The sequence below is a fragment of the Dysosmobacter welbionis genome, assembly GCF_005121165.3.
Taxonomy (GTDB): domain Bacteria; phylum Bacillota; class Clostridia; order Oscillospirales; family Oscillospiraceae; genus Oscillibacter; species Oscillibacter welbionis.
Window position 1 is genome coordinate 1132295 of the sequence record NZ_CP034413.3, and the last position, 23493, is coordinate 1155787.

Genomic DNA, 23493 nt, shown 5'->3' on the forward strand with positions numbered 1-23493 from the left:
AGGAGACGGGGCGCTTCTTTTGTGCAAATGAAGCCGGCTCATTCAATTCCCTTGCCGTTGTTCCACTTCCACTCCCGGATCTCCGGCAGGTCCACGCCGTGATCCTTGATATACTGGCGGTGCTCCACCAGCTTGTCGTTCATCCGCTGGACCAGATAGGCCCCCGGTTACCCAGGGAGTGCAGCCGCTGGACCACGTCGATCACCAGATGGAACCGGTCGATATCGTTGAGGACCCGCATGTCGAAGGGCGTGGTGATGGTGCCCTCCTCCTTGTAGCCACGGACGTGAAGATGCTTGTTGTGCCGGCGGTAGGTCAGCTCATGAATCAGCGTGGGGTATCCGTGGTAGGCGAAGATGATGGGCCTGTCCTGGGTGAAGAGCATATCGTACTCCATGTCCGTGAGGCCGTGGGGATGCTCCGTGTGGGGCTGGAGCTTCATCAGATCCACCACGTTCACCACCCGGATCTTCAGCTCTGGCAGCTCCTTCCGCAGGATCGTCACCGCCGCCAGCGTCTCCAGAGTGGGCGTGTCGCCGCAGCAGGCCATGACCACGTCCGGCTCCTCCCCCTGGTCGTTGGAGGCCCAGTCCCAGATACCGATGCCCTGGGTGCAGTGCTTCACCGCCTGGTCCATGGTGAGCCACTGGGGGCGGGGATGCTTGCTGGCCACCATGACGTTTACATAGTTCCGGCTCTTGATGCAGTGGTCGAACACGCTCAGCAGGCAGTTGGCGTCCGGGGGCAAATAGATGCGCACCACGTCCGCCTTCTTGTTTGCCACGTGGTCCAGGAAGCCGGGGTCCTGGTGGGTGAAGCCGTTATGGTCCTGCTGCCACACATTGGAGGAGAGGATATAGTTCAAAGAGGCGATATCCTGCCGCCAGGGCAGCTCGTTGCAGGTCTTCAGCCACTTGGCATGCTGGGCGAACATGGAGTCCACGATGCGGATGAATGCCTCGTAGCTGTTGAAGAAGCCGTGGCGGCCGGTGAGCAGGTAGCCCTCCAGCCAGCCCTCGCACATGTGCTCGGACAGCATGGAGTCCATCACCCGACCGTCCGGGTCCAGGTGCTCATCCGGGTCCTCATTCTCGTACCGCTCCCCCAGGAAGCGGCGGCCGGTGACCTCAAACACCGGATGGAGCCGGTTGGAGGCCGTCTCGTCCGGGGCGAAGATGCGGAAATTCCGGGATTCCAGGTTCAGCTTCATCACATCCCGGACGTAGCCGCCCAGCACCAGCATGTCCTGGGCCTCCACCTCGCCGGGGGCGGGAACCTCCACCCCGTAGTCCCGGAAGTCCGGCGTCCGCAGGTCCCGCAGCAGCAGGCCGCCGTTGGCGTGAGGGTTGGCACCCATGCGCCGGTCCCCCTTGGGGGCGAAGGAGCGCAGCAGATCCACCGGCCGTCCCTCCTCGTCGAACAGCTCCTCCGGGTGATAGCTGCGGAGCCACTGCTCCAGGATGGGCAGGTGCTTTTCCGTGTCAGGGCCCATGGAGATGGGTACCTGGTGGGCCCGGAAGCAGTCCTCCACGGGGTTTCCGTCCACCTCCTTGGGGCCGGTCCAGCCCTTGGGGGAGCGGAACACGATCATGGGCCAGCGGGGGCGGGTGGTGTCTCCCGTGGTGCGGGCGTGCTGCTGGATGCGCTTGATCTCCCGGATGGCCCAGTCCAGGGTGGCAGCCATCTGCTGGTGCATCTTCTCCGGCTCACTGCCCTCCACAAAGCGGGGTTCCCAGCCGCAGCCGCGGAAGAACTGCTCCACCTCCTCATGGGAGATCCGGGAGAAGATGGTGGGGTTGGCGATCTTGAAGCCGTTCAAGTGCAGGATGGGCAGCACCGCGCCGTCAGTGATGGGGTTCAGGAATTTGTTGGAGTGCCAAGATGTGGCCAGGGGCCCGGTCTCCGCCTCACCATCGCCCACCACGCAGGCGGCGATGAGATCCGGGTTATCCGCCACAGCGCCGAAGGCGTGGGCCAGAGAATACCCAAGCTCGCCGCCCTCGTTGATGGAGCCAGGTGTCTCCGGCGCCACGTGGCTGGGCACGCCGCCGGGGAAGGAGAACTGCTTGAACAGTTTCCGCATGCCGTCCTCATCCTGGGTAATGTTGGGATAGACCTCCGTATAGGTGCCGTCCAGCCAGTCCTGGGCCACCATGGCGTTGCCGCCGTGGCCGGGGCCGGAGAGGTAGATCATGTCCAGATCGTCCTTCTGAATGACCCGGTTCAGGTGGGTGTAGATGAAGTTCTGCCCCGGCACGGTGCCCCAGTGGCCCACGATGGTCTGCTTCAGGTCGGAGGCGGCCAGTGGGCGCTTCAGCAGGGGATTGTCCAACAGATACAGCTGGCAGGCGGAGAGGTAGTTGGACGCCCGCCACCAGGCGTCGACCTGTTTCAGCTGCGCCGGCGTCAACGGCGGCTTTTTAGACAGGCGTGTATTGGTTTTAGGCTTTGCTGCAATTGTCTTTTGAGAAGTCCGTGGCATATTATTACCTCCTTTTTCTTGTTCCTTTCGCAATTAGTATATCTCTTATTTGAAAAAAGGCAAGCGAAATTGAAAATAATTTTATCTTAATTTACAATTATTTCATTTTAGCATTCCTCTTTTAGGCGTTTTACCCTTATTCTATCCCTTCCGCCGCGCTTGCGTTTTTCCGCCGGATGTGCTACTGTAACGGCATGGAAACGTATGAACTCATCCGCTCCGGCCGGAAGACCCTGGCCCTGGAGATCACAAGGGACTGCCGCGTGGTGGTGCGGGCCCCCCGCCGCCTGTCCCAGGCCCGCATCGACGACTTTGTGGCCAGTCACGCCGGCTGGATCGCCCGGCACCTGGAACAGCAGCGCCGCCGGGCTGCCCTGGCCCCCTCCGCCCCCACCCAGGCGGAGATCGGCGCCCTGAAGGAAAAGGCACGGCAGGTCCTGCCGCCGAAAATCGCCTATTACAGTGAGAAAATGGGCCTGTTCCCTACTGGCGTCAGGATCACCTCCGCCCGCACCCGCTACGGCAGCTGCAGCGGAAAGAACAGCCTGTGCTTCTCCTGTTTTCTCATGAACTGTCCGGATGCGGCCATGGACCTGGTGGTGGTCCATGAGCTGTGCCACATCCAAGTGAAAAACCACGGGCCGGATTTCTACGCGCTGCTGGAGCAGGTACTCCCCGACTGGCGGGAGCGGAAGAAGCTGCTGCGATAACGTGTAAAAGCACAAACCGGAGGCATGGCTTGGCCGTGCCTCCGGTTTATGTCTGATATTACGCCCCCACCGACGTGAGCCAGACCGCCGCCAGCAGCACCGCCAGCAGCGCTGCATTCCAGGCGGTAAACACCGCCAGATACCGGGCGGGGCGGGCCCCCGGGGAGCGAAGATACAGCTTGAGCGTGATCAAACTTGCTAGGGATGCTACCGGGGTTCCCAGACCGCCGATATCCACGCCCAGCAACAGCTCCCTCCAATTGTCCGTGAAGCCCGACAGCAGCACCGCCGCCGGTACATTGCTGATGATCTGGCTAGTGAGCACGCCGGTCAGCAAGGTGCTGCGCTCCAGCAGACTCTGGAGAAACCCATGAACGGCAGGCAGCCGTCCCAGGTTTCCGGATACCACGAAGAAGCAGATGAAGGTGCACAACAGGCTCACATCCAGCTTCCGCAGCAGAGCAGGTTCCACTGCGGCCAGCGTCCCAAGCACCAGAACCGTCAGCAGACCATAGGGCAGAATGCGGAACACCGTCAGCAGGCACAGCAGGAACAGTGCGCCGTACAGGGCCAGCTTCCCGGGCTGCCGCAGGGGCTGCGGGTGCACCGGAGGGATCTGGAGATCCCTGGGCAGGACCGGCAAGGCCGCCGCGGTCAGGCAGGCCAGACTGATCCCCGCCAGGGGCAGCACCACCGGGAAAAAATCCCCGGCAGAGAGTCCATAGGCCCCGTAAAGGTAGAGGTTCTGGGGATTGCCCACCGGCGTGGCCATGCTGCCCAGGTTTGCGGCAATGGTCTGCAGCACCAGCAGCGGCACCGCTGCGGCCCGGCAGTCCATCTGGTCCAGAAGCAGCAGCGCAAAGGGTGCAAAGGTGATAAGAGCGACGTCATTGGTCACGGCCATGGAGCAGAAAAAGGGCAGCAGCACCAGGATCACTGCCAGGGCCCTGGGTCCGGTCCCCCGGGACAGCAGATGGCCGGCCAGCCACTGGAACGCCCCGCAGGACTGGAAGCCCGCCACCACCGCCATCAGGCACAGCAGCAGGCATAGCACCCGCAGGTCGATGTAGCCCAGATAGGCGGCGTCCGGCGGCACCAGGACCATGGTGGCCAGTGCGCAGAGTGCCGCCACGGTCAGCACCGCCTCCCGCTTGAAAAATGCCAACAGTCTCATTTCTGTCCCTCCAAAGGCTGACAAAATCCGCGTTCCACCATATCACACTTTTTCCGGGAACGCAAACCTTTTTGGGGAGGCTGTGCTGTTCTACCGCAGGCAGCCCGCTAGCCGCCGGGACAGCATCCACGCCAAGGCCAGCTTCACCAGGTCCGGCACCACAAAGGGGAACACGCACATTCCCAGTGCTGCCCACAGGCCGATGGGCCCCGCCGCCCGGGCATAGGCCACCAGGAACCAGGCGGTGCCGAAGGCATAGCACACCAGCAGGCCCAGCACCATGGCCGCGGCCGTCACCGCCGGACGGTCGCCCAGCCGGGCGGTCATGCCCCAATACAGCAGGGCCGAGGCCAGAAAACCCAGGATATACCCGCCGGTGGTGCCCAGCAGAACGCCCGGGCCTCCCTGAAAGCCTGAGAACACCGGCAGGCCCACCAGGCCCAGCAGCAGATATGCCAGGATAGCCAATGTCCCCCGCCGGCCCCCCAGGGTCCCCAGGGCTGCAAACACGCCAAAGGTCTGGAGCGTGAACGGCACTGTCAGGGGAATGTTGATCCAGGCGCACACCATCAGCAGCACTGCGAACAGGGCGGCGTACGCCAGGTCCACCGTCCGCAGCCGGGTCCTAGTCTTGGAAGTCTGTTTCAAATCAGATCGCTCCTCTCCTGTGTCTGGAGGAAGTATAGCAAGGCTTTCCATAATTGTCAACCTTAAAAAAATAAAGTTTACAATATAGATAAAAAACCAGGAGGCAGTGCCTCCCGGTTCAGCAGTCCGTGTGGGTGCAGATCTCCCGCACCTTGGCCTGAATAGCTTTCAGGTCCACAAAGGTCTCCGGCCGCTTCTCCACATCCCGCAGCAGCGCGGAGGGATGGTAGATAGCCGTCATCTGGACGCCGCCCCGCTGGAACCACTTCCCATGCTCGGCGGTGATCTTGAAGTCCTCCTTGATGATAGCCTTGGCGGCGATCCGGCCCAGACAGACAATCAGCTTGGGCCGCAGCAGCGCCGTCTGCCGCCGGAGCCAGCCGATGCAGGCGTCCTGCTCCACATTCAGCGGGTCCCGATTCCTGGGCGGGCGGCACTTGACGATGTTGGCCACATACACCTTCGTCCGGTCCAGGCCGATGATCTCCAGCATATCATCCAGCAGCAGCCCCGCCGGCCCTACGAAGGGGATGCCCTGCTCGTCCTCCCGCTGACCGGGGCCCTCCCCTACCAGCAGGATCTCCGCGTCCCGGGCACCGTCACCGAACACCACGTGGAGCCGGGTCTCCGCCAGGGCGCAGTTCCGGCATTGTCCGCAGGCCTGCTCCAGCGCCTCCCAGGTATCCGCCATCCGCCTCCCCCTCCTTCGTGCCTCTCTCCGGGGCACCACACCGGCGGCGGATGCCCCTCGGCCGCCCAGCCAAATGGCAGCGGCCTCTTTGCGGCCATTGTAACACAAAATCTTCCGCCGCGCAATGAGGTATGAATCTCTTCCGTCCGGACAGACTGGACAGGGAGAGGAGGGGGACGCTTGTCTCTGTGGCTATGGACATTTTGGACATACAGCTTTCTCGGCTATCTGCTGGAACGGGGGTACGCCATCGCCACCCACGCGGACCGGCAGGCCCGGAAGTGCTTTCTGCTGCTGCCCATGTGCCCGGTGTACGGGCTGGGGGCCCTGGCGGTGCTGGCCCTGCCGGAATCATTGAGCGGCAGCTTCTGGTCTCTGGCCCTGTGGGGCGGTCTGGCGGCCACAGCAGTGGAGTATGCCGTACACGTTCTCTATGACCGTCTGCTGGGTGTGCGGTTCTGGGACTACTCCCAGGTCCGGTGGAATCTGCGGGGCCGGGTCTGCCTGCCCTTCTCCCTGGCCTGGAGCCTGCTGGTGGCAGCAGGGCTGCCGGTGATCCAGGCAGCGATAGCCCCGGCGCTGGCCGCCGTGCCGCCAACCGCCACCTATGCCGCGCTGCTGGTGTTCACCGCCGACACAGTGGTCTCCCTCCAGCTGCTGCGCCGGGCAGGAGATCCCGCAGTGCTGTCTCTGGGAAATCTGCGGGCTGCGTAAGAAGCCGGGCATGGGGAAACGTCCATGCCCGGCTTCCTTTTGCGTCCGGCCGGTCACTGTTCCGGCAGGTGGGCCTCCAGCCAGTGCGCCACGTCCGCATAGACCTTCTCCCGGCCCGTCTCCTGGAGGATCTCATGCCGCAGGCCCTGATAAAGCCTGATCTCCACGTCCCGGACACCGGAGCGGCGGAAGCTGCGGTACGCCCGCCGGACACCCTTGCCCATGTCCCCACCGGGTCGTCCTGCCCGGAGAGGAAGAGGACCGGGGTATTCCGGTTCATCCGCTTCAGGTTTTCTTGCTTCTCAATGCAGGCGATCCCCCGCAGCATCTCCCGGAAGAGTCCGATGGTGGGGTCCCCTCCGCAGAGGGGATCCGCAAGATACTGGTCCACGTTCTCCGTGCTGGCGGAGAGCCAGTCGTATCCCGTGCGGTTGGGGGCAAATTTCTGATTGTATGCCTCGAAGGCCAGTTTGTTCACCAAGGGGCTGGAATGGCGGTCCCCCACCTTTCTGGCCTCCCGGGCGGCCAGGACGCGGCCCGCCGCCACCAGCGCCGGGGGCATCTGCCCCGTGCCCATCAGGATGGCTCCGGCCACGGTGCCGGGGTAGCGGATCAGATACGTCCGGGCCAGGAAGGACCCCATGGAATGCCCCAGCAGGAACACCGGAAGGCCGGGGAACCGCTGCCCTGCCAGCTCCCGCCGGGCATAGAGGTCCTGCACCGCCCAGTCCCAGCTGCCCCTGGGTCCGAAGTACAGCCGGGGCGCCCCCGCCGCCACGGAGAGACCGTGCCCCAGGTGGTCGTGGCCTGCCACGGCAAAGCCCCACTCCGTCAGGTAGGCCGCCAGGGGCTCATACCGCAGGATGTGCTCCGACACGCCATGGGAGAGCACCAGAACCGCCCGGGGTGCCATGTCCGGCGTCCACTCCACCGCATGGATGCCGGTCCGCCCGTCTGCGGAGGGGAAGGTAAATTCGTTTCTCACCATGGAAAAATCATCCTCTCTGTGCTATACTGTGTGCCATCAGGCGTAGGATGCCTGCTTTCCGGGTCGATGATACCACACTTCCGTCACAAACGCCAGAGGAGGCCGCATTCATGGAAACATACATCGCTGCCCTGGACCAGGGAACCACCAGCTCCCGGGCCATCCTGTTCAACCGGGCCGGGGAGATCGTCTCCCGCGCCCAGCACCCCTTCCGCCAGATCTACCCCCAGCCCGGCTGGGTGGAGCACGATCCGCTGGAAATCTGGGCCACGGAGAAGCGGGCCCTGGCGGAGGTCGTGGGCGCCGCCCACATCGACCCCAAGCGGATCGCCGCCCTGGGCATCACCAACCAGCGGGAGACCACCATCCTCTGGGACCGCTCCACCGGGCAGCCGGTCTGCAACGCCATCGTATGGCAGTGCCGCCGGACCGCTTCCCTCTGCGACACGCTGAAGGCCGACGGCCTGGGCCCCCTGGTGGCGGAGCGGACGGGCCTGCTGATCGACGCCTACTTCTCCGGCACCAAGATCCGGTGGCTGCTGGACCACGTCCCCGGCGCCCGGGAACGGGCGGAGCGGGGGGAGCTGTGCGCCGGCACGGTGGACAGCTGGCTCATCTGGAACCTCACCGGCGGGGCAGCCCACGTGACAGACTACTCCAATGCCTCCCGGACCATGCTGTTCAACATCCACACCCTCCAATGGGACGAGGCGCTTTGCCGGGCGCTGGGCATCCCCGCTTCCCTGCTGCCGGAGCCGCTGCCCAACTGCCATCTCTACGGCCGTGTGGCCCCGGACATTCCCGGACTGGAGGATCTGGCGGGCATCCCCATCTGCGGCAGCGCCGGGGACCAGCCGGCGGCCCTGTTCGGCCAGGCCTGCTTCACGCCGGGCCAGGCGAAGAACACCTACGGCACCGGCTGCTTCACGCTGATGAATGTGGGCGGTGAGCCGGTGGCCTCCCAGTCGGGATTGGTAACCTCCGTGGCTTGGTCCCTGGGGGGCGAGACTACCTATGCCCTGGAGGGCAGCGTGTTCAACGCCGGCAGCACCATCCAGTGGCTGCGGGATGAACTGGGGCTCATCTCCTCCGCCCCGGAGTGCGACCGGCTGGCGGAGAGCGTGCCGGACGCCGGAGGCGTCTACGTGGTGCCCGCCTTCACCGGCCTGGGCGCCCCCTACTGGGACATGTACGCCCGTGGCACCATCGTGGGGCTGACCCGTGGCACCACCAAGGCCCACATTGCCCGGGCGGTGCTGGACGCCATCGCCTTCCAGGTGACGGATCTGGTACAGGCCATGAACGCCGACGCCCCTTGCCCCATCACCACATTACGGGTGGACGGTGGTGCCTCCGTCAGCGACATCATGATGCAGACCCAGGCGGATCTGCTGCGACTGCCGGTGGACCGACCCGCCCAGGTGGAGACCACTGCCTTCGGCGCTGCAGCCCTGGCGGGGCTGGCGGCCGGAGTGTGGGGCAGTCTGGAGGAAGTGGCTGCCCTGCGCCGCAGCCAGCACGTATTTCTGCCCCAGCGGCCCCAGGCCGCCTGCGAGGCCCAGTACCGCCTGTGGCGCCGGGCGGTGGACCGGGCGTTGCGGTGGATTGAAAACGATGTGTAAACAAATCCGGAATTTGTTGCGTTCAGTGGAAAAGTGCGCTATACTGAAGCCAAGTGAGAGGCATGAAACGGAAATGAAGACGATCAGTGCGGCGTTTCGTCCGCAGGTGAAAGGAGTTTATCGACATGGCTTTTTTTGAGGATCTGACCAAAAAGACAAAGGACCTGGCCTACGTGGCCGCCGACAAGGCCAAGGATGTGGCCGCCGTGGCAGCGGATAAAGCCAAGGACGCGGCGGAGCTGACCCGCATCTCCATGGCCATCGCCGGGGAGCAGCGGGAGATCGACAAGAACTACCGCACCATAGGCGAGTGGTTCGTCAGCGAGTACGAGGGGGAGATCCCCGACGCCGTCCGGGACCTGGTAGAGGCCGTCAACACCTCTAAGGCCAAGATCGCCGAGCTGGAGGCCAGCAAACCCCGTAAGGACGATGGCGCCGAGGTTGAGGCAGCAGCTCCCGCCCAGAAGATCTGCCCCATCTGCGGCGCGGCCTCTGACAGCAAGTTCTGCCCCCAGTGCGGCGCCCCTATGGGTGACTGAGTTCCCGCCATAACAAAGACAAGCCCGCCGGCCTGATGGCCGGCGGGTTCTCTTTCTCTTTCAAAAGGTCAGGCGCATGTCATACCATACCACGCCGCCGTGGGTGGACTGGGAGACGCCCTCGTTCACAAAGCCGAATTTTTCGTAGTAGTGGACCAGCTTGTCCTTACAGGTGAGGACGCAGCCGCGTCTTCCCTGGGCCCGGGCGTCGGCAATCACCCGCTCCAGCACCGCTCCGGCGCAGCCCCGGCGGCGATAGGCCGGCAGGGTGTTGACGCCGAAGATCATCTGCCAGGTGCCGTCCTCGTCGTGGAGGGCGGCGTTTTCATACATCTCGTCCCGGAGCGTGGGCTCGTCGGTGGTCATGCCGTCCACAAAGCTCACCAGCGTGCCGTCGTCCTCCTCCAGCAGCCAGAAGTGGTCTGCGTAGTAGGCCAGACGGTCTGTGATCTCCGCCGCCGTGGCAGCCTCCGCTGGTGGGAAGCAGGCGGCCTCCACCGCCGCCAGGGCAGCCGCGTCCGCCAGAGAGGCAGTCCGAATGTGCATGAAAAAATCCTCCTCATTTCAAATAACGGTAAGTCAGCAGCAACCGGGCGGTGCCGTTGAACTGGTTTTCCAGCCAGAAGGGCTGATCCGCCGCGAACCGCAGGGCGTCCCGCTCCAGCAGCTGGAAGTCCTGCCCCTCCGCGTGGAGCAGCACCGTGCCGGAGAGGCTGGTGGCCAGGCACACGCAGCCGGGCACCATAGGTTCCGGCGCGTACCGGCCGCTGATGTACAGGTCCAGAAAGAACGTCTCCTGCCGCAACACGTTGTCATAGGGCAGCGAGGGCCGCAACAGCGCCTTGCCCCCATCCAGCCGGGCGGCCTTGTTGTCCAGCTCCCGCAGAAGCAGCAGCGGCTCGAAGTCGTCGTTCTCCAGCAGCACCTCCGCCGGGACCTTTAATGCCCCGGCCAGCTTGCCCAGCAGCCCCACAGAGGGGTTGGCCTCCCCCGCTCGATCTGCCCCAGCATGGAGCGGGACACGCCGGCCTCCGCCGCCAGCCGCTCCATACTGAGCTTCTTGCTCTTGCGGATGCGCTTGAGATTCTCCCCCACCGCCCGGGTCAGCTCCATGGCGCGATCTCCTCTCTCGGCCAAAAAGGCCACTATGTTGCACAATAGCGGTTCTATAGTATCCGGTTTGTCGGATTTTGTCAAGAGGAAAGCGGGACAGCCCTGCTGCCCCGCCGGGCAAATTTGGAAAAGGACTTGCAAGCGAATCCCAATCGTGATATCATCGATATGAAAAACAAAAATGCGGCAGTTTCCAGGTGCGCCAACACCTGGAAACCTATGCAGGTGATGATGCACCTACACAACGGCCGAAAGGCCGCACCGCATGAATTATGATACGACATTCCGGCCTTTTTGTAAAGGGCGGCTTTTCTCGTTATCCATTCATGCCTGTGTTGCACAAGAAGTCTCTTCTTACGCCGTGTAGGGGAAACCCTGCGTGGCGTTTTTGTTTTTCACCCGCCGCCTGGAGGCGCCAGCCCCCGGGGCCGGTGCGGTGAAAAACAGGGAGAGGCGGTATCCCGCTTCCCTGTGCAGTTTTGAGAAAAAGGGAATCCTAAAAATTATTGCGGAGGAGCGGTGGTATGATTATTCTGGGAGATTTGCAGCTTGGTCACAAGGATCTGGATACATGGAAGCCAGGTCCCAACAGCGCGGGCGGTGTCAGTGTACAGATTATCTTTCAAAATGACACGCAGAAAACCATCAAATACGTCTACTTTGATGTGGTCCCCTACAACGCGGTGAAGGATGCCTAAAGCTGTACCATCTCCGGCAAGACCAAGGCCGGACTGAAATGTACCGGGCCGATTCAGCCGGGCAAGATTTTCCGGGACGTATGTTGGGAAAATGTCTGGTACAACTATTCCATTACAACGCTGGACCTGGTCATGGTGGAGGTCCTCTACATGGACGGCAGCTCGGAAAAGCTCACCGGAGCCAACATCAAGTACGGCGATCCTCCCGGCTGCTACATAGCCACTGCGGTGTATGGCTCCTATGACTGCCCCCAGGTGTGGACCCTGCGGCGTTTCCGGGATCATACCCTGGCCGCCTCCTGGTACGGCCGGACCTTCCTTCATGCCTACTACGCCGTCAGCCCCACGCTGGTAAAGTGGTTCGGCCGGACCGCCTGGTTCCAGAAGCTCTGGCGGGGCCCCCTGGACCGGCTGGTGGCAAGACTCCGGGACGAGGGCGTGGCGGACACCCCCTATCAGGACCGGGAGTGGTGACCCCGAAAACAAATCCTCCCCGTTATCAAACGGGGAGGATTTTTCTGTCTGTATTGCGTTTAGACCCGCTTCCAGCTTGCGCCGCCCTTGGTGTCGATGATCTCGATGCCCTGGGCTTTCAACTCATCCCGGATGCGGTCCGCCTCCGCAAAGTTCTTCGCCTTCTTCGCCTCGTACCGCGCCAGCACCAGCGCATCGATGGCCGGGTCCCCCTCGCCGGTGACGGTGTAGCCGCTCTCGGTTTGGGTGGTCTTGGCCTGGGCGGCCTCCGCCCGCTTGGCCGCCGCCTTCTCCAGCAGGCCCAGGGACAGCACGCTGTCAAAGTCCCCGATCAGGGCCAGCTTGGTGGCGTCGTTGGTCTTTGCCTTCAGCACGTCGAACAGGGCCGTCACGCCCATGGAGGTGTTCAGGTCGTTGCCCATCTGCTGCCCGAACTTCTCCCGGTAGGGCTTCATGGCCTCCTGGTCCACCGGACCGTCCGCCGGGTCTAGGGCCGCGATGCGGGCGATCAGCTTGGTGTAGGCCGCCGCCGCGTTGTCCAGGTTCTCCCAGGTGAACACCAGCGCCTTGCGGTAGTGGCTCTGGAGGCAGAAGTACCGGTAGGCCAGGGGGTCATAGCCCTTCTGCTCCAGCAAGGACACAGTGAGAAACTCACCCTTGGACTTGGACATCTTGCCGTCCGAGGTATTCAGGTGATGGACGTGGAACCACTGGGGGCACCAGGGATGGCCCAGGTAGCTCTCGCTCTGAGCGATCTCGTTGGTGTGGTGGGGGAAGGCGTTGTCCACGCCGCCGCAGTGGAGATCCAGATACTCCCCATTGTACTTCAGGGAGATGCCGGAGCACTCGATATGCCACCCCGGATACCCTACGCCCCAGGGGGAATCCCACTTCAGGGCCTGGTCCTCGAACTTGCTCTTGGTGAACCAGAGGACGAAGTCGTTCTTGTTGCGCTTGTTGGGATCCTCCTCCACGCCCTCCCGGACGCCTACGGCCAAGTCCTCCTCGTCGTGGTCGTTGAAGACGTAGTACCGCCCCAGCTTGGAGGTGTCGAAGTACACGTTGCCGCCGGCGAAGTAGGCATAGCCGGTATCCATCAGCTTGGAGACGATCTTGATATACTCGTCGATGCAGCCGGTGGCGGGCTGGACCACATCCGGCGTCTTGATATTCAGCCTGCGGCAGTCCTCAAAGAAGGCATCGGTGTAGAACTGGGCGATCTCCATGACCGTCTTGTGCTCCCGCTTGGCGCCCTTGAGCATCTTGTCCTCGCCCTCATCGGCGTCGGAGGTCAGGTGGCCCACGTCGGTGATGTTCATCACCCGGTGGACATCATAGCCAGTCCAGCGGAGGAACTTCTCCAGCACGTCCTCCATGATATAACTGCGCAGGTTGCCGATGTGGGCGAAGTGATACACTGTGGGGCCGCAGGTGTACATCTCCACGCGGCCGGGGGTGTGGGTCTTGAACTCCTCTTTCTTGTGGGTGGCCGAATTGTACAGGTACATAAACACTGCTCCTTTTACGTTTCCGAACCGGCGGATTCCTCCCGCCGGCTCTTGAGATATTGTTCATCCATGAGTTTTTCCAAAAATTCCAGACGGGATAAGGCTGCATTCAACTTTTCCTCTACGGGGTCCCGGACGCTGATCTGGTCCACCTCGTCGGCGAAGGTGGCGATCTTTCCGGCCACTCGGACCACATGGGCGGGGACGCCCACGGCGGTGCAGTCCTCCGGCACCGCGCTGAGGACCACGGCGCCCGCGGCAATGCGGGCGTTGTCCCCCACGGTGAAGGGGCCCAGTACCTTGGCGCCGGAACCCACCATCACATTGTTGCCCAGGGTGGGGTGGCGCTTGCCCTTGTCCTTGCCGGTGCCCCCCAGGGTCACCCCCTGGTAGAGCAGACAGTCGTCTCCGATCTCCGCAGTCTCGCCGATGACAATGCCCATGCCGTGGTCGATCACCAGCCGGTGGCCGATGGTGGCGCCGGGGTGGATTTCAATGCCGGTCCAGAACCGGCTCCACTGGGAGACGCACCGGGCCAGAAAGAATCGATGATGCCGGTACAGCCAATGGGCCACCCGGTGGTACAGAACGGCATGGACACCAGGGTACAGGAGAAAAATCTCAAGCTTGCTGCGGGCCGCGGGGTCGCGGCGCTGGTAGGCGGCCAGCAGGCCGCCCAGTCGGGTTACTCGTTTTGCCATATCGAATTGCTCCTTGTGCGGATCGGGAGGCCATGAAAAACGCCTCCCGTACCAAGGTACGAGAGGCGACGGATCGCGGTTCCACTCTCTTTTATCACTCAAGGAGGCCCGTTGACGCTGGCCAGACGGAGGGCTTCCACATCCCCCGCGCTCCCGGGCGCACGTTCACAGCTCCCGCCGCAGGCGCGCTTGCAGCCGGTGACGCGCCCTCTCTGTTCTTTGGAAGTGCTGTTACTCTTCCCGATCAACACGCTATTCCATTTACGCTTTGTATCTTAACAGGATTTGAGAGAGGTGTCAAGAGACAACTTCACGCAGGAATATCCCGGCCCTGCGCCCTGCGCCTTGACAGCGCACCTGCTTCTCCATACAGAATATGCCGGAATGTGGAAACCGTCCCCCTGTCAACAGGCGGTTGACAAAATTCCAATGGCTGTCGCTTGCCAAGCGCCCGCCTTTTCGGTATGATGGGACCAAAGAAAAGGAGGGGATACTCCATGGAATTGAAGGACCGTATCGCTGCCGTCCGCAAAGCGGCGGGATTGACCCAAGAGCAGCTGGGCGAGCTGCTGGGTGTCACCCGGCAGGCCGTCAGCAAGTGGGAGAGCGGCCAGACCACGCCGGACGCCGCCACCATCGCCGCGCTGTGCGAAAAGCTCCATGTGTCGGCCGACTATGTGCTGTTGGGAAAGGAGCCGGGGGAGGGACAGACCGCCGCCTATGAGCCGCCGGACACCTGTCCCTGCTGCGGGCGGAAGGTCTCCGGCAGCATCTGTCCGGAATGCGGCTATCAGCTGCCCAATCATCCGCCCCGTGGGCCCCAATACGCTGTCGTTGCCACCCGCCCCGGCTTTGTGCAGAGCACGGAGTCGTCTGCCCAGCTGGTGAAATACTGCGGCTTCACCCAAGAGGATGCCAACAATGCCATCGCCCACTATGTGAACAACCAGTCCCGCATCCTGCTGCAGCGGGGACTGGTTGACAGTGCGGCCCAGTACATTGCCGCCCATCTGGACCAGGATTTCTTCTGCCCGCAGATCGTAGTGGACTGCGGGGAATCCGAGGAGGCGCTGCTTTACAAACCCAAAGCCTTCGAGACACCGTCTCCCGTCAAGAGTCAAGAGGGCATCGGCTTCTGGGGCGTGGTGGGTGCTGTTATCGTTGCCCTGCTGATCCTCTCGTTCTTCTGATGATGGACCGGTCCTTTCTGCGGCGGTACGCCGCCTCCGGCGCGGTCATCGCCGGGCTGTATCTCCTGAACCGCTTTCTTTTGGTCCCCCTGACCAGCTGCCGCCTGCTGGCTTGGCACGGGGCGGACTTCCTGGCCGGCGGCTTGATGCTGTGCCTGCTGAACGGTCTGCTGTGTCTCACCCGCCGGCGGCCAGTGGAGCGGGCCCTGCCTGCCTCGCTTTTCCTGCTGGCCTGCGGCCTTTTCTGGGAAGTGGTCACGCCTCTGTACCTGCTCCGATCCGTGGGCGACCTCCGGGATGTCCTGGCGGTGTGGCTGGGGGGCGTGGCTCTGCTGTCCCTCTGGCGGGTGTGGGACCGGCTGGGGCCTGGAAGCTGAACATGTCAAAACGCCCCCGGCGGGAGTGACCCGCCGGGGGCTCGTCTGTTGTCAGAGTCACGCCGAGGCGATGACATCCTTGTTCTTCACGAAATACTCTACGCCGGAGTACAGGGTGGTGAGGGTGATGACCCACACGCAGAGCGTGTTCACCACCGGTGGAATGGGCAGGAACATCAGCACCACGCACACCATAGTGGCGGCAGTCTTGACCTTGCCGGACCATCCGGCGGCGATGACCCGTCCCTTGTCGCTGGCGATCATCCGCAGGCCGCTGACGGCGAACTCCCGGCAAATGACAATGAGCAGCATCCAGGCGGGCATCTGCCCGATCTCCACGAACCACAGCATGGCGGCGGTCACCAGCATCTTATCCGCCAGGGGGTCGGCAAACTTGCCGAAGTCCGTCACCAGGTTGTACTTCCGGGCGATCTTGCCGTCCAGCATGTCCGTGAGGCTGGCGATGATGAAGATGGCCAGCGCCACCCACGTGGCGCCGGGGAAGCCCCAGTACAGCACCACCATGAAAACCGGGATCAGAATAATGCGCAAAAGCGTCAATTTATTGGGCAAATTCATGGATGTTTACTCCTCCGCCAATTCTCCGGTCAGTTCGCCGTCCATGACGCCGGTAAGCCGGACGGTCACAAAGGTGCCCGGTTCCACCTCCCGGTCCGCGTCAAACCAGATGCGGCCGTCGATGTCCGGGGACTCGGCGTAGCTGCGGCCGAAGTGCATCTGGGCCTGGCTGTCGAAGCCCTCGCACAGCACCTCCCGCTCCGTTCCCAGAACAGACTCGTTGTACGCGTCGATGATGTCGGACTGAACGTCCACCACCAGCTCCGCCCGGCGGCGGGCCTCCTCCATGTCCACATGGTCCATCTGGGCCGCCCGGGTGCCCTCCTCCGGGGAGAAGGGGAACACCCCGGCCCGTTCAATCTTTGTCTCCCGGAGAAAGACACACAGCTCTTCCAGCTCCGCCTCGCCCTCGCCGGGCAGGCCGGTGATGAGGCTGGTCCGCAGCACCAGGCCGGGGATGCGGGCCCGGAGCTTTGTCAGCAGGTCCAGCAGCTCCGCCTTGGTATCCCGGCGGTTCATGGCCTTCAGGATCCCGTCGTTGCAGTGCTGGATGGGGATGTCCAGATACTTGACGATCTTGGGCTCCTCCGCAATGGTGTCGATCAGCTCCTCAGTGATCTCGTCCGGATACAGATAGTGGAGCCGGACCCAGTGGAAGTCCAGCCTGCACAGCTCCCGCAGGAGAGACGCCAGCTGGTGCTCGCCGTTCAGGTCCGTTCCATACCGGGTGATATCCTGGGCGATGACCAGCAGCTCCTTCACGCCGGCGTCCGCCAGCTCCCTGGCCTCTTCCAGAAGGCCCTCCATGGGGCGGCTGCGGTATTTGCCCCGCAGGGAGGGGATCACACAGTAGGCGCAGTGGTTGTCGCACCCCTCGGCGATGCGGAGGTAGGCATACCAGGGGGGCGTGGACAGGATGCGTCCCCCGTCCTGGGGGGCGGTGTGGATGCTGCCCAGGTGGCAGGGCCTCAGGCCAGAGGCCCCCATCACCTCGTCGATGGCGGCGCAGATATCGCCGTAGCTGCCGGTGCCCAGAATGCCGTCCACCTCCGGCAGCTCGTTCAGAACGTCCTGCTTGTACCGCTGGGTCATGCAGCCGGTGACCAGGATCTTCTGTACCTGGCCAGCCCGCTTCAGCTCCGCCATCTCCAGAATGTTGTCGATGGCCTCCTCGCAGGCGGACTGCAGGAAGCCGCAGGTGTTCACCACCACCACGTCGGCCCCCTCCGGCTGGGCCTGGATGGTATGGCCGGCGGCCTGGACAGAGGCCATCATCTGCTCGCAGTTCACCTGATTCTTGGCGCAGCCCAGGGAGATAAAGGAAATGTTATATGGCACGATCGAGTCCTCCAATCGATGGATTGTTGCAAAATGGGCCCGGCGGGGCCGGCATGTGTGTCCCATTGGACAGGGAATGACAGCCATGATGTGGCTGGGCAGATACGCCCACTTGTAGGAGCAGGCACCCCATAACCGCCATTCGGCGGCCCGTATGCCTCCCCGGAGGGAATACCCCTGCGAGACGGGACTCATTCTTCGAGAATCTCCGCTCCCAGACGGCTCCATGCCTCCCGGACGTCTCCCCAAGCAAACCCCCGCCGCAGCAGTGCGCTGGTGAGCCGCCGCTTCTCCGCCTCCTCTGGGGCCCGGCCCCGGAGCTTGGCCGCAAGAAATCGGTCAATCTGCCAGGCGCTGTCCGGTGCCTGATCCAGAGCCTCGTCCCACAGCTCCCGGGGTACGCCTTTCTCCCGCAGTTTCTCTCGAATGCGGGCCGGGCCATAACCAAGGCCGGCGCAGTGGCGCACCAAGATTGCTGCGTAATCTGCATCGTTGATGGCACCAATGGCCTCCAGCCACTCAGCGGCGTACCGCGCCTCCGCCTGACTGGCCCCCTTCTCCTGGAGCTTCCGCTCCAGGTCGCGGCGGCTCATGGCCCGCTTGCCGATGAGGTCCGCCGCCGTGGCCTTCACGTTGGAGACGCTGGCAGCCTTCTTCAGCTGCTCCAGACGTCTGCCGTCCAAATCATCTCCAGTCCGCAGGCCGAAGTCCAGCGCCTCCTGCTCTGTGATCTTCAGGCAGGCGCCGTCCTCCAGGAACACCAGCACCCGGCCCTTTTTGTGGGCAGACGCCTGGACGCGCTCAATCCGCATCTTCGAAGTCGTCGGCGCTCACATCCACCGCCCGGCCTGCCGCCTTGGCGGCGATGCGGGACTGGTTGCTCATCAGCTTGTCGAAGTTCCGGCGGATGTCCGCCTCCAGCTTGTCCGCCGTCTCCGGGTTCTCCTGGAGATACCGCTTGGCGGCGTCCCGGCCCTGGCCGATGCGGGTCTCCCCGATGGAGAACCAGGAGCCGGACTTCTGCACCAGCTCCAGCTTCACGCCCAGGTCCAGCAGCTCACCGAAGTGGGAGATTCCCTCGCCGTACATGATGTCGAACTCCGCCTCCCGGAAGGGGGGCGCCACCTTGTTCTTCACCACCTTGGCACGGGTCCGGTTGCCCACGATCTCAGAACCGTTTTTCAGCGCCTCGATCCGGCGCACATCGATGCGGACGGAGGCGTAGAACTTCAGCGCCCGGCCGCCGGTGGTCACCTCCGGGTTGCCGTACATGATGCCCACCTTTTCCCGCAGCTGGTTGATGAAGATGACGATGCAGTTGGTCTTGCCGATGGCGCCGGTGAGCTTCCGCAGGGCCTGGCTCATCAGCCGGGCCTGCAGGCCCACATAACTGTCGCCCATTTCGCCCTCGATCTCCGCCCGGGGCACCAGGGCCGCCACGGAGTCCACCACCACCACGTCAATGGCGCCGGAGCGGACCAGGGCCTCGGTGATCTCCAGCGCCTGCTCGCCGGTGTCCGGCTGGGCGATCAGCATGTCCTCCACCTGGACGCCCAGTGCCCGGGCATAGGTGGGGTCCAGGGCGTGCTCTGCGTCCACAAAGGCCACCTCGCCGCCCCGCTTCTGGGCCTCCGCGACGACGTGCAGAGCCAGGGTGGTCTTGCCGGAGGACTCCGGCCCGTAGATCTCCACAATCCGCCCCTTGGGCAGGCCGCCGATGCCCAAGGCCACGTCCAGGGACAGAGAGCCGGTGGGGATGTAATCCACGTTCAGCTCCGCCTTGTCGCCGAAGCGCATAATGGCGCCCTTGCCGTACATCCGCTCGATCTGGGCCATGGCCGTGTCGATGGCCCGCTTCTTATCGTCCGCCGGAGCCGCGTTGGGCAGCGGCGCTTTCTCTCTCGCCATTGTATTCTCCTCCTGATTCTCTATAAAAACTCTTTATTTCAACTCATCTGTAAGTCCCTTACTTCTCTGAGAGAGTCCCCAGCAGAGGGATCCAAACAGCATCCCTCCATACACGATCACCGCGCGGCCGCCAGGCAGCGTCTCCCGGACAGGGTCCCAATACTCAGGCGCATAACTGGACGGGCCTGTTTCAACCGCTGCAAAAAGGTTAGGTCACCGCTGTGGCCGCCATGGAAAGGGCTGACGCCCTATACGCCGTATAACGCGGCTTGGGCGAGTGCTTAACGAAACCCCGGCGCATCAGCGTCCAGCCCGACACCAGGGGCCCGGCCCACAGCAGGGTCGGACTTCCCGCCTCCTGCACATAAAACGGCAGCCCCACCATTGCCGTTCCTTTCTCTAAACGTCAGAGCTCTGTACACAGCGTTCCGAATACCACCCGGGGGATGTCGTGGTGGTCCTTCACCACCTGGATATCCCCGAAGCCCTGGGTCCGCATGATCCGCAGCACGTTGTCCGCTTGACCGATGCCCACTTCAAAATACAGACGGCCGCCGGGAGCCAGGGCCTCCTTCCACTTCTCGGAGATGCTCCGGTAGAAGTCCAGGCCGTCCTCGCCGCCGTCCAGGGCCAGATGGGGTTCATAGTCCTTGACGGAGGTGTCCAGCGTCTCGATGTCCGCCCGGGGGATATAGGGGGGATTGGACACGATGCACTGGAACTCTCCCAGGGATTTCTCCGGCTTTTCCCGGGCGTCCGCCTGCATGGGCACCACCCGGGCGGTAAGGCTGTTGCGGCGGACGTTCTGGCGGCAGATCTTCAGGGCCCCGTCAGACCACTCCCCCAGCACCACCCGGGCCTGGGGCACTTGGGCCGCCACCGCCAGCCCGATGCAGCCGCTGCCGGCGCACAGGTCCAGCACCCGGCATTCCCCCAAGGTCTTGATATAGCCAATGGCCTGCTCCGCCAGCACCTCCGTGTCCGGCCGGGGAATCAGCACGTCCCGGGAGATGTCCAGCGGGAGCCCATAGAACTCCCACTCACCGATAAGGTATGCCACCGGCTCGCCCTCCAGATGCCGCCGCACCAAGTCCCGGACCCGGTGCTCCAGCTCCGGGGAGGCGTACAGTCCCCCATCCCGGGCCAGCTCCTCCCGGCTCTTGTTAGTGCCGAAGCAAACCAACTCCCGGGCCTCCAGCGTGGCCTCCTCGATCCCTGCCCTCCGCAGCTGCTGGCGGATATCCAAATACAAATTGTTGTATGTCGTCGCCATAATACGCCTCATTATCAAAAATTCACCATTCGTCTTTCCCTTTTTCACTGGGCAAGACCAGCTCCAGGGACCGGATGGCGCACTCGATCATGGAGTCGTCCGGCTCATTGGTGGTGAAGTTCTGCATCCACATTCCGGGGGCCGTCAGGATTTTGGCCAGCCGACTGTCCTGCACGTGGCGGCCCACCCAGCGGTTGAACTCATAGGTAATGCCCACCACCAGAGGCAGCAGAATCAGATGTGCCAGTGTCCGCAGCCAGACATTGGTGATGGGCCAGATGCCGAACACCACACTGGACACCAGGATGGACACAAAGATCACCACGAACAGAAAGCTGGTGCCGCACCGGGGATGGTGCCGGGGCTGAATGCGGACGTTCTCCACCGTCAGGGGCAGCCCCGCCTCGTAGCAGAAGATGGTCTTGTGCTCCGCCCCGTGGTACTGGAACACCCGGTAGATGTCCTTCTGCTTGGAGCAGAAGATCAGATACAGTAGGAAGATAGCCACCTTCAGCACGCCTTCGATCAGGTTCCGGCCCCACATGGGGAAGTCCGGGAAGAAGTGCAGCAGCCCGCCGGTGAGGAAGGTGGGCAGCACCAGAAAGAGGAAGATGGACAGGCCGATACCCAGCAGCACAGAGAGGCCCACGATCAGCCCCTCCAGCTTCTTGTTGGAAAAGGTCCGGTCCAGCCACTGTTCAAATTTGGAGGGCTCCGTGGTCTCCTCCTCCGGATAGAAGTCCGCGGAGTACATCAGCGCCTTCACGCCGTTGACCATGGAGGAGAGGAAGTTGACGGTGCCTCGGATCAGGGGCCAGCCTAAAATAGGATGCCGGTCCTTGATGAGCCGCAGCTCCTCCACCTTCTCTACCAGATTGCCCTCCTGGTCCCGGACCACGATGGCCTGCTTCTCCGGGCCCCGCATCAGAATGCCTTCAATGAGTGCCTGTCCGCCGATGCTGGTGCGGAAGGCGCAGGATTGGGGTTGTTTTGCCATGTGTTTCCTTTCTAATTCCGTACAGTTGAATTCTACCATGCTCTGTGCAGAAACGCAAACATTTGTTCGATTTTCGGAAATCATTCCTTGACCGGCAGGCAGATGGTGACCACCGCGCCGCCGCCATCGGCGTTGCCGATGGTGAAGATGCCGTTGTGAAGGCCGACGATCTCATCGCACACCGCAAGGCCGATGCCGCTGCCCCGGGCCTTGGAGGAGCCCTTGTAGAACTTCTGCTTGATGAAGGGCAGCTCCGCTTCCGGGATGCCGGGACCGTAGTCCCGGACCCGAACCACCTCAAACTCGCCCTCCCGACTGATGGAAGTGTCGATCCGCTTGCCGGAGCCGCCGTGCTTGGCGGCGTTGTCCAGCACGTTGCAGAACACCTGCTTCAGCCGCTCAGAGTCGCCGGGGATGGGAGGCAGGTCCTCATCCCCGCACTCGTAGTTCAGTTTGATGCCCTCCTGCCGGAACAGCTCGCCGTAGGTGAAGATGGCGTCCTCAAACTCCGCCTGCAGGTCCACCTGCTCCATCCGGAGGGTGAATCGGCCGTCCTCCATCTTGGAGAATTCCAGCAGCTCCTCTACCATGGTAGAGAGCCGCCGGGCCTCGTTCAGAATGATGCGGATGCCGCGGCGCATCTGGGCGGGGTCATCTGTGGTGTCCTCCAGAATCGTCTCGCCCCAGCCGTTGATGGCAGTGAGGGGCGTCCGCAGCTCGTGGGACACGGAGGAGATGAACTCGGATTTCATCTTCTCGTTCTGGCCGATCTTGAGGGACATATCGTTGATGTTGTCCACCAGTTCCCCCAGCTCGTCCGTGTACTTGTTTTCGATCTGGAAGCCATAGCTCCCGGCAGAGATCCGCTTGGCCGCCTCAGACACCACGGCCACCGGCTCCACCACGTTGTTGATGAACAGCAGGCTGGAGATCAGCACCAGGGCCATGCAGATGCCTCCCACCGCCAGAATGATAAAGACCACCAGGACAATCTGCCGGTCCACCAGCTTCATGGACGTCACCAGCCGCATGACGCCCGCCACCCGGCCGTTGAACAACAGGGGCGCTGAGACCGCCATGATCTTCTCACCCGTCTCCGGGTCTCTGCCTTGGAAGGGCGTGATCTCCTGATTGGTGATGGCTCTGGTAATATCGCTGGTACCCGGCGAGCTGCCTGCTGTCAGGCCGGAGGTGGACATCTGGATACGTCCGGTGCTGCCGATGAACTGCAGCTCAATCCGGGACTTGTCCTCATAGGTGTCCACTGCCTGGGTCGCCATCTGGTTGTACTCGGAGTAGCTGTTCATGAAGTAGTCGTTGAAAGCACTGGACATGGCCTCCGCCTGCTTCATCAGGCCGTTTTCCATGCTGCTGTAATAGTAGGTGGAAACGCCCACAGATACCAGCGTCACCAGCAGCATCAGCAGCACCAGCACCGGCAGAATGGTATTGACGATCCACCGCTTCCGCAGGCCCCGGAGGCGCAGCACCGTCCATTTCCGATCCCGTTCTTCCTCTGCCATGGGCCGCTCCTCCTTTCCCTGCGTTCCTTACGCCGGCATCACTGGCCGGCCGATTTTCTCAGAACCCCCACTTGTATCCGTATCCCCACACCGTGGTGATATACGTGGGATTCTGCACGTTGCTTCCCATCCCGCGGCGCGGGATGGGACCCCTTTCCTCAGCTTGCGCGGCGGAAGTAAATTCCACCTTGCGCCAAGGTTTTGGCTTCCGCCAAAACGCTTGTACGGGCCATCGGCCCGCCCCGC

General features: G+C 63.0%; 24 protein-coding genes and 1 pseudogene. 8 read left to right on the top strand and 17 right to left on the bottom strand.

The annotated features are described in order from the left end of the window. Positions 1–38: 38 nt before the first annotated feature. Positions 39–2482: pseudogene (locus EIO64_RS06000) on the bottom strand (phosphoketolase family protein). 194 nt (positions 2483–2676) lie between these two features. Here EIO64_RS06000 and EIO64_RS06005 point away from each other — a divergent pair. Then, a complete protein-coding gene (locus EIO64_RS06005) occupies positions 2677–3192 on the top strand; it encodes a M48 family metallopeptidase (RefSeq protein ID WP_021749604.1) in 516 nt (171 codons plus the stop codon). Between the two features lie 58 nt (positions 3193–3250). On the opposite strand, the gene EIO64_RS06010 is transcribed toward EIO64_RS06005, so the two are convergent. The 3 genes from EIO64_RS06010 to EIO64_RS06020 form a co-directional block, all read right to left on the bottom strand. Continuing rightward, positions 3251–4366: an SLC13 family permease gene (locus EIO64_RS06010; RefSeq protein WP_021749605.1), complete on the bottom strand. Its 1116-nt coding sequence runs from the start codon at positions 4364–4366 to the stop codon at positions 3251–3253. 90 nt (positions 4367–4456) lie between these two features. Continuing rightward, a complete protein-coding gene (locus EIO64_RS06015) occupies positions 4457–5014 on the bottom strand; it encodes a biotin transporter BioY (protein ID WP_394802904.1) in 558 nt (185 codons plus the stop codon). Between the two features lie 118 nt (positions 5015–5132). After that, positions 5133–5705 carry a uracil-DNA glycosylase gene (locus tag EIO64_RS06020; RefSeq protein ID WP_025545513.1) on the bottom strand — a complete coding sequence of 191 codons (573 nt, stop codon included), beginning with the start codon at positions 5703–5705 and terminating at the stop codon, positions 5133–5135. 180 nt (positions 5706–5885) lie between these two features. On the opposite strand from EIO64_RS06020, the gene EIO64_RS06025 reads away from it, so the two are divergent. After that, positions 5886–6419: a putative ABC transporter permease gene (locus EIO64_RS06025; RefSeq protein WP_021749608.1), complete on the top strand. Its 534-nt coding sequence runs from the start codon at positions 5886–5888 to the stop codon at positions 6417–6419. On the opposite strand, the gene EIO64_RS06030 is transcribed toward EIO64_RS06025, so the two are convergent. Then, on the bottom strand, positions 6331–7407 hold the full coding sequence (locus EIO64_RS06030; protein ID WP_249390825.1) for an alpha/beta fold hydrolase: 1077 nt from the start codon (positions 7405–7407) through the stop codon (positions 6331–6333). The two genes, EIO64_RS06025 and EIO64_RS06030, sit on opposite strands and share 89 nt — an antisense overlap. Before the next feature lie 110 nt (positions 7408–7517). Here EIO64_RS06030 and glpK point away from each other — a divergent pair, with 110 nt between their 5' ends. Both glpK and EIO64_RS06040 read left to right on the top strand, forming a co-directional pair. Beyond that, positions 7518–9029 carry a glycerol kinase GlpK gene (glpK, locus tag EIO64_RS06035; protein WP_136891003.1) on the top strand — a complete coding sequence of 504 codons (1512 nt, stop codon included), beginning with the start codon at positions 7518–7520 and terminating at the stop codon, positions 9027–9029. A 125-nt stretch (positions 9030–9154) separates the two neighbouring features. Beyond that, the gene (locus EIO64_RS06040) at positions 9155–9568 is read left to right on the top strand and encodes a zinc ribbon domain-containing protein (protein WP_021749611.1); all 414 of its coding nucleotides are present in this window, start codon (positions 9155–9157) and stop codon (positions 9566–9568) included. A 60-nt stretch (positions 9569–9628) separates the two neighbouring features. Here the strand turns inward: EIO64_RS06040 and EIO64_RS06045 are convergent, their stop codons facing one another. The 3 genes from EIO64_RS06045 to EIO64_RS06055 are packed head-to-tail and all read right to left on the bottom strand — an operon-like array spanning position 9629 to position 10681. Further along, positions 9629–10114 carry a GNAT family N-acetyltransferase gene (locus EIO64_RS06045; RefSeq protein ID WP_025544819.1) on the bottom strand — a complete coding sequence of 162 codons (486 nt, stop codon included), beginning with the start codon at positions 10112–10114 and terminating at the stop codon, positions 9629–9631. A 13-nt stretch (positions 10115–10127) separates the two neighbouring features. After that, on the bottom strand, positions 10128–10541 hold the full coding sequence (locus tag EIO64_RS06050) for a cupin domain-containing protein (protein WP_136891004.1): 414 nt from the start codon (positions 10539–10541) through the stop codon (positions 10128–10130). After that, entirely contained in the window at positions 10508–10681 is a 174-nt protein-coding gene (locus EIO64_RS06055) for a helix-turn-helix domain-containing protein (protein WP_136891005.1), read from the bottom strand. Before EIO64_RS06055 ends, EIO64_RS06050 begins: the two co-directional genes overlap by 34 nt. A 524-nt stretch (positions 10682–11205) precedes the next feature. Between EIO64_RS06055 and EIO64_RS06060 the strand changes: the two genes are divergently transcribed. Together EIO64_RS06060 and EIO64_RS06065 are read left to right on the top strand one after the other, a co-directional pair. Beyond that, a complete protein-coding gene (locus tag EIO64_RS06060; RefSeq protein WP_158629708.1) occupies positions 11206–11379 on the top strand; it encodes a hypothetical protein in 174 nt (57 codons plus the stop codon). Between the two features lie 132 nt (positions 11380–11511). Beyond that, positions 11512–11853 (top strand): CFI-box-CTERM domain-containing protein, encoded by a 342-nt coding sequence (locus tag EIO64_RS06065; protein ID WP_145985106.1) that lies wholly within the window; start codon positions 11512–11514, stop codon positions 11851–11853. Positions 11854–11912: 59 nt separating this feature from the next. Here EIO64_RS06065 and cysS read toward each other — a convergent pair whose 3' ends face one another. Both cysS and epsC read right to left on the bottom strand, forming a co-directional pair. Next, entirely contained in the window at positions 11913–13361 is a 1449-nt protein-coding gene (gene cysS, locus EIO64_RS06070) for a cysteine--tRNA ligase (protein ID WP_021749616.1), read from the bottom strand. Between the two features lie 14 nt (positions 13362–13375). Beyond that, positions 13376–14062, bottom strand: a complete 687-nt coding sequence (gene epsC, locus EIO64_RS06075; RefSeq protein ID WP_021749617.1) for a serine O-acetyltransferase EpsC — start codon at positions 14060–14062, stop codon at positions 13376–13378. Positions 14063–14559: 497 nt separating this feature from the next. On the opposite strand from epsC, the gene EIO64_RS06080 reads away from it, so the two are divergent. After that, positions 14560–15252, top strand: coding sequence for a helix-turn-helix domain-containing protein (locus tag EIO64_RS06080; protein WP_119311574.1), 693 nt, complete (start codon positions 14560–14562; stop codon positions 15250–15252). Then, on the top strand, positions 15252–15629 hold the full coding sequence (locus EIO64_RS06085; RefSeq protein WP_119311575.1) for a hypothetical protein: 378 nt from the start codon (positions 15252–15254) through the stop codon (positions 15627–15629). Before EIO64_RS06080 ends, EIO64_RS06085 begins: the two co-directional genes overlap by 1 nt. Positions 15630–15686: 57 nt before the next feature. On the opposite strand, the gene pgsA is transcribed toward EIO64_RS06085, so the two are convergent. The 7 genes from pgsA to EIO64_RS06120 form a co-directional block, all read right to left on the bottom strand. Continuing rightward, the gene (pgsA, locus tag EIO64_RS06090) at positions 15687–16208 is read right to left on the bottom strand and encodes a CDP-diacylglycerol--glycerol-3-phosphate 3-phosphatidyltransferase (RefSeq protein WP_119311576.1); all 522 of its coding nucleotides are present in this window, start codon (positions 16206–16208) and stop codon (positions 15687–15689) included. Between the two features lie 6 nt (positions 16209–16214). Continuing rightward, positions 16215–17546 carry a 30S ribosomal protein S12 methylthiotransferase RimO gene (gene rimO, locus EIO64_RS06095; protein ID WP_249390826.1) on the bottom strand — a complete coding sequence of 444 codons (1332 nt, stop codon included), beginning with the start codon at positions 17544–17546 and terminating at the stop codon, positions 16215–16217. A gap of 191 nt (positions 17547–17737) precedes the next feature. Next, positions 17738–18358, bottom strand: a complete 621-nt coding sequence (locus EIO64_RS06100) for a regulatory protein RecX (protein WP_021749623.1) — start codon at positions 18356–18358, stop codon at positions 17738–17740. Next, positions 18348–19454: a recombinase RecA gene (gene recA, locus EIO64_RS06105; RefSeq protein WP_021749624.1), complete on the bottom strand. Its 1107-nt coding sequence runs from the start codon at positions 19452–19454 to the stop codon at positions 18348–18350. The genes EIO64_RS06100 and recA overlap by 11 nt, the downstream gene beginning before the upstream one ends. A gap of 406 nt (positions 19455–19860) precedes the next feature. Next, complete coding sequence (gene prmC, locus EIO64_RS06110) at positions 19861–20727, bottom strand: peptide chain release factor N(5)-glutamine methyltransferase (protein ID WP_036630536.1); 867 nt, start codon at positions 20725–20727, stop codon at positions 19861–19863. Positions 20728–20749: 22 nt separating this feature from the next. Beyond that, the gene (locus EIO64_RS06115) at positions 20750–21724 is read right to left on the bottom strand and encodes a DUF1385 domain-containing protein (RefSeq protein WP_025544566.1); all 975 of its coding nucleotides are present in this window, start codon (positions 21722–21724) and stop codon (positions 20750–20752) included. 80 nt (positions 21725–21804) lie between these two features. Beyond that, entirely contained in the window at positions 21805–23247 is a 1443-nt protein-coding gene (locus EIO64_RS06120; protein ID WP_021749627.1) for a sensor histidine kinase, read from the bottom strand. Positions 23248–23493 lie beyond the last annotated feature (246 nt).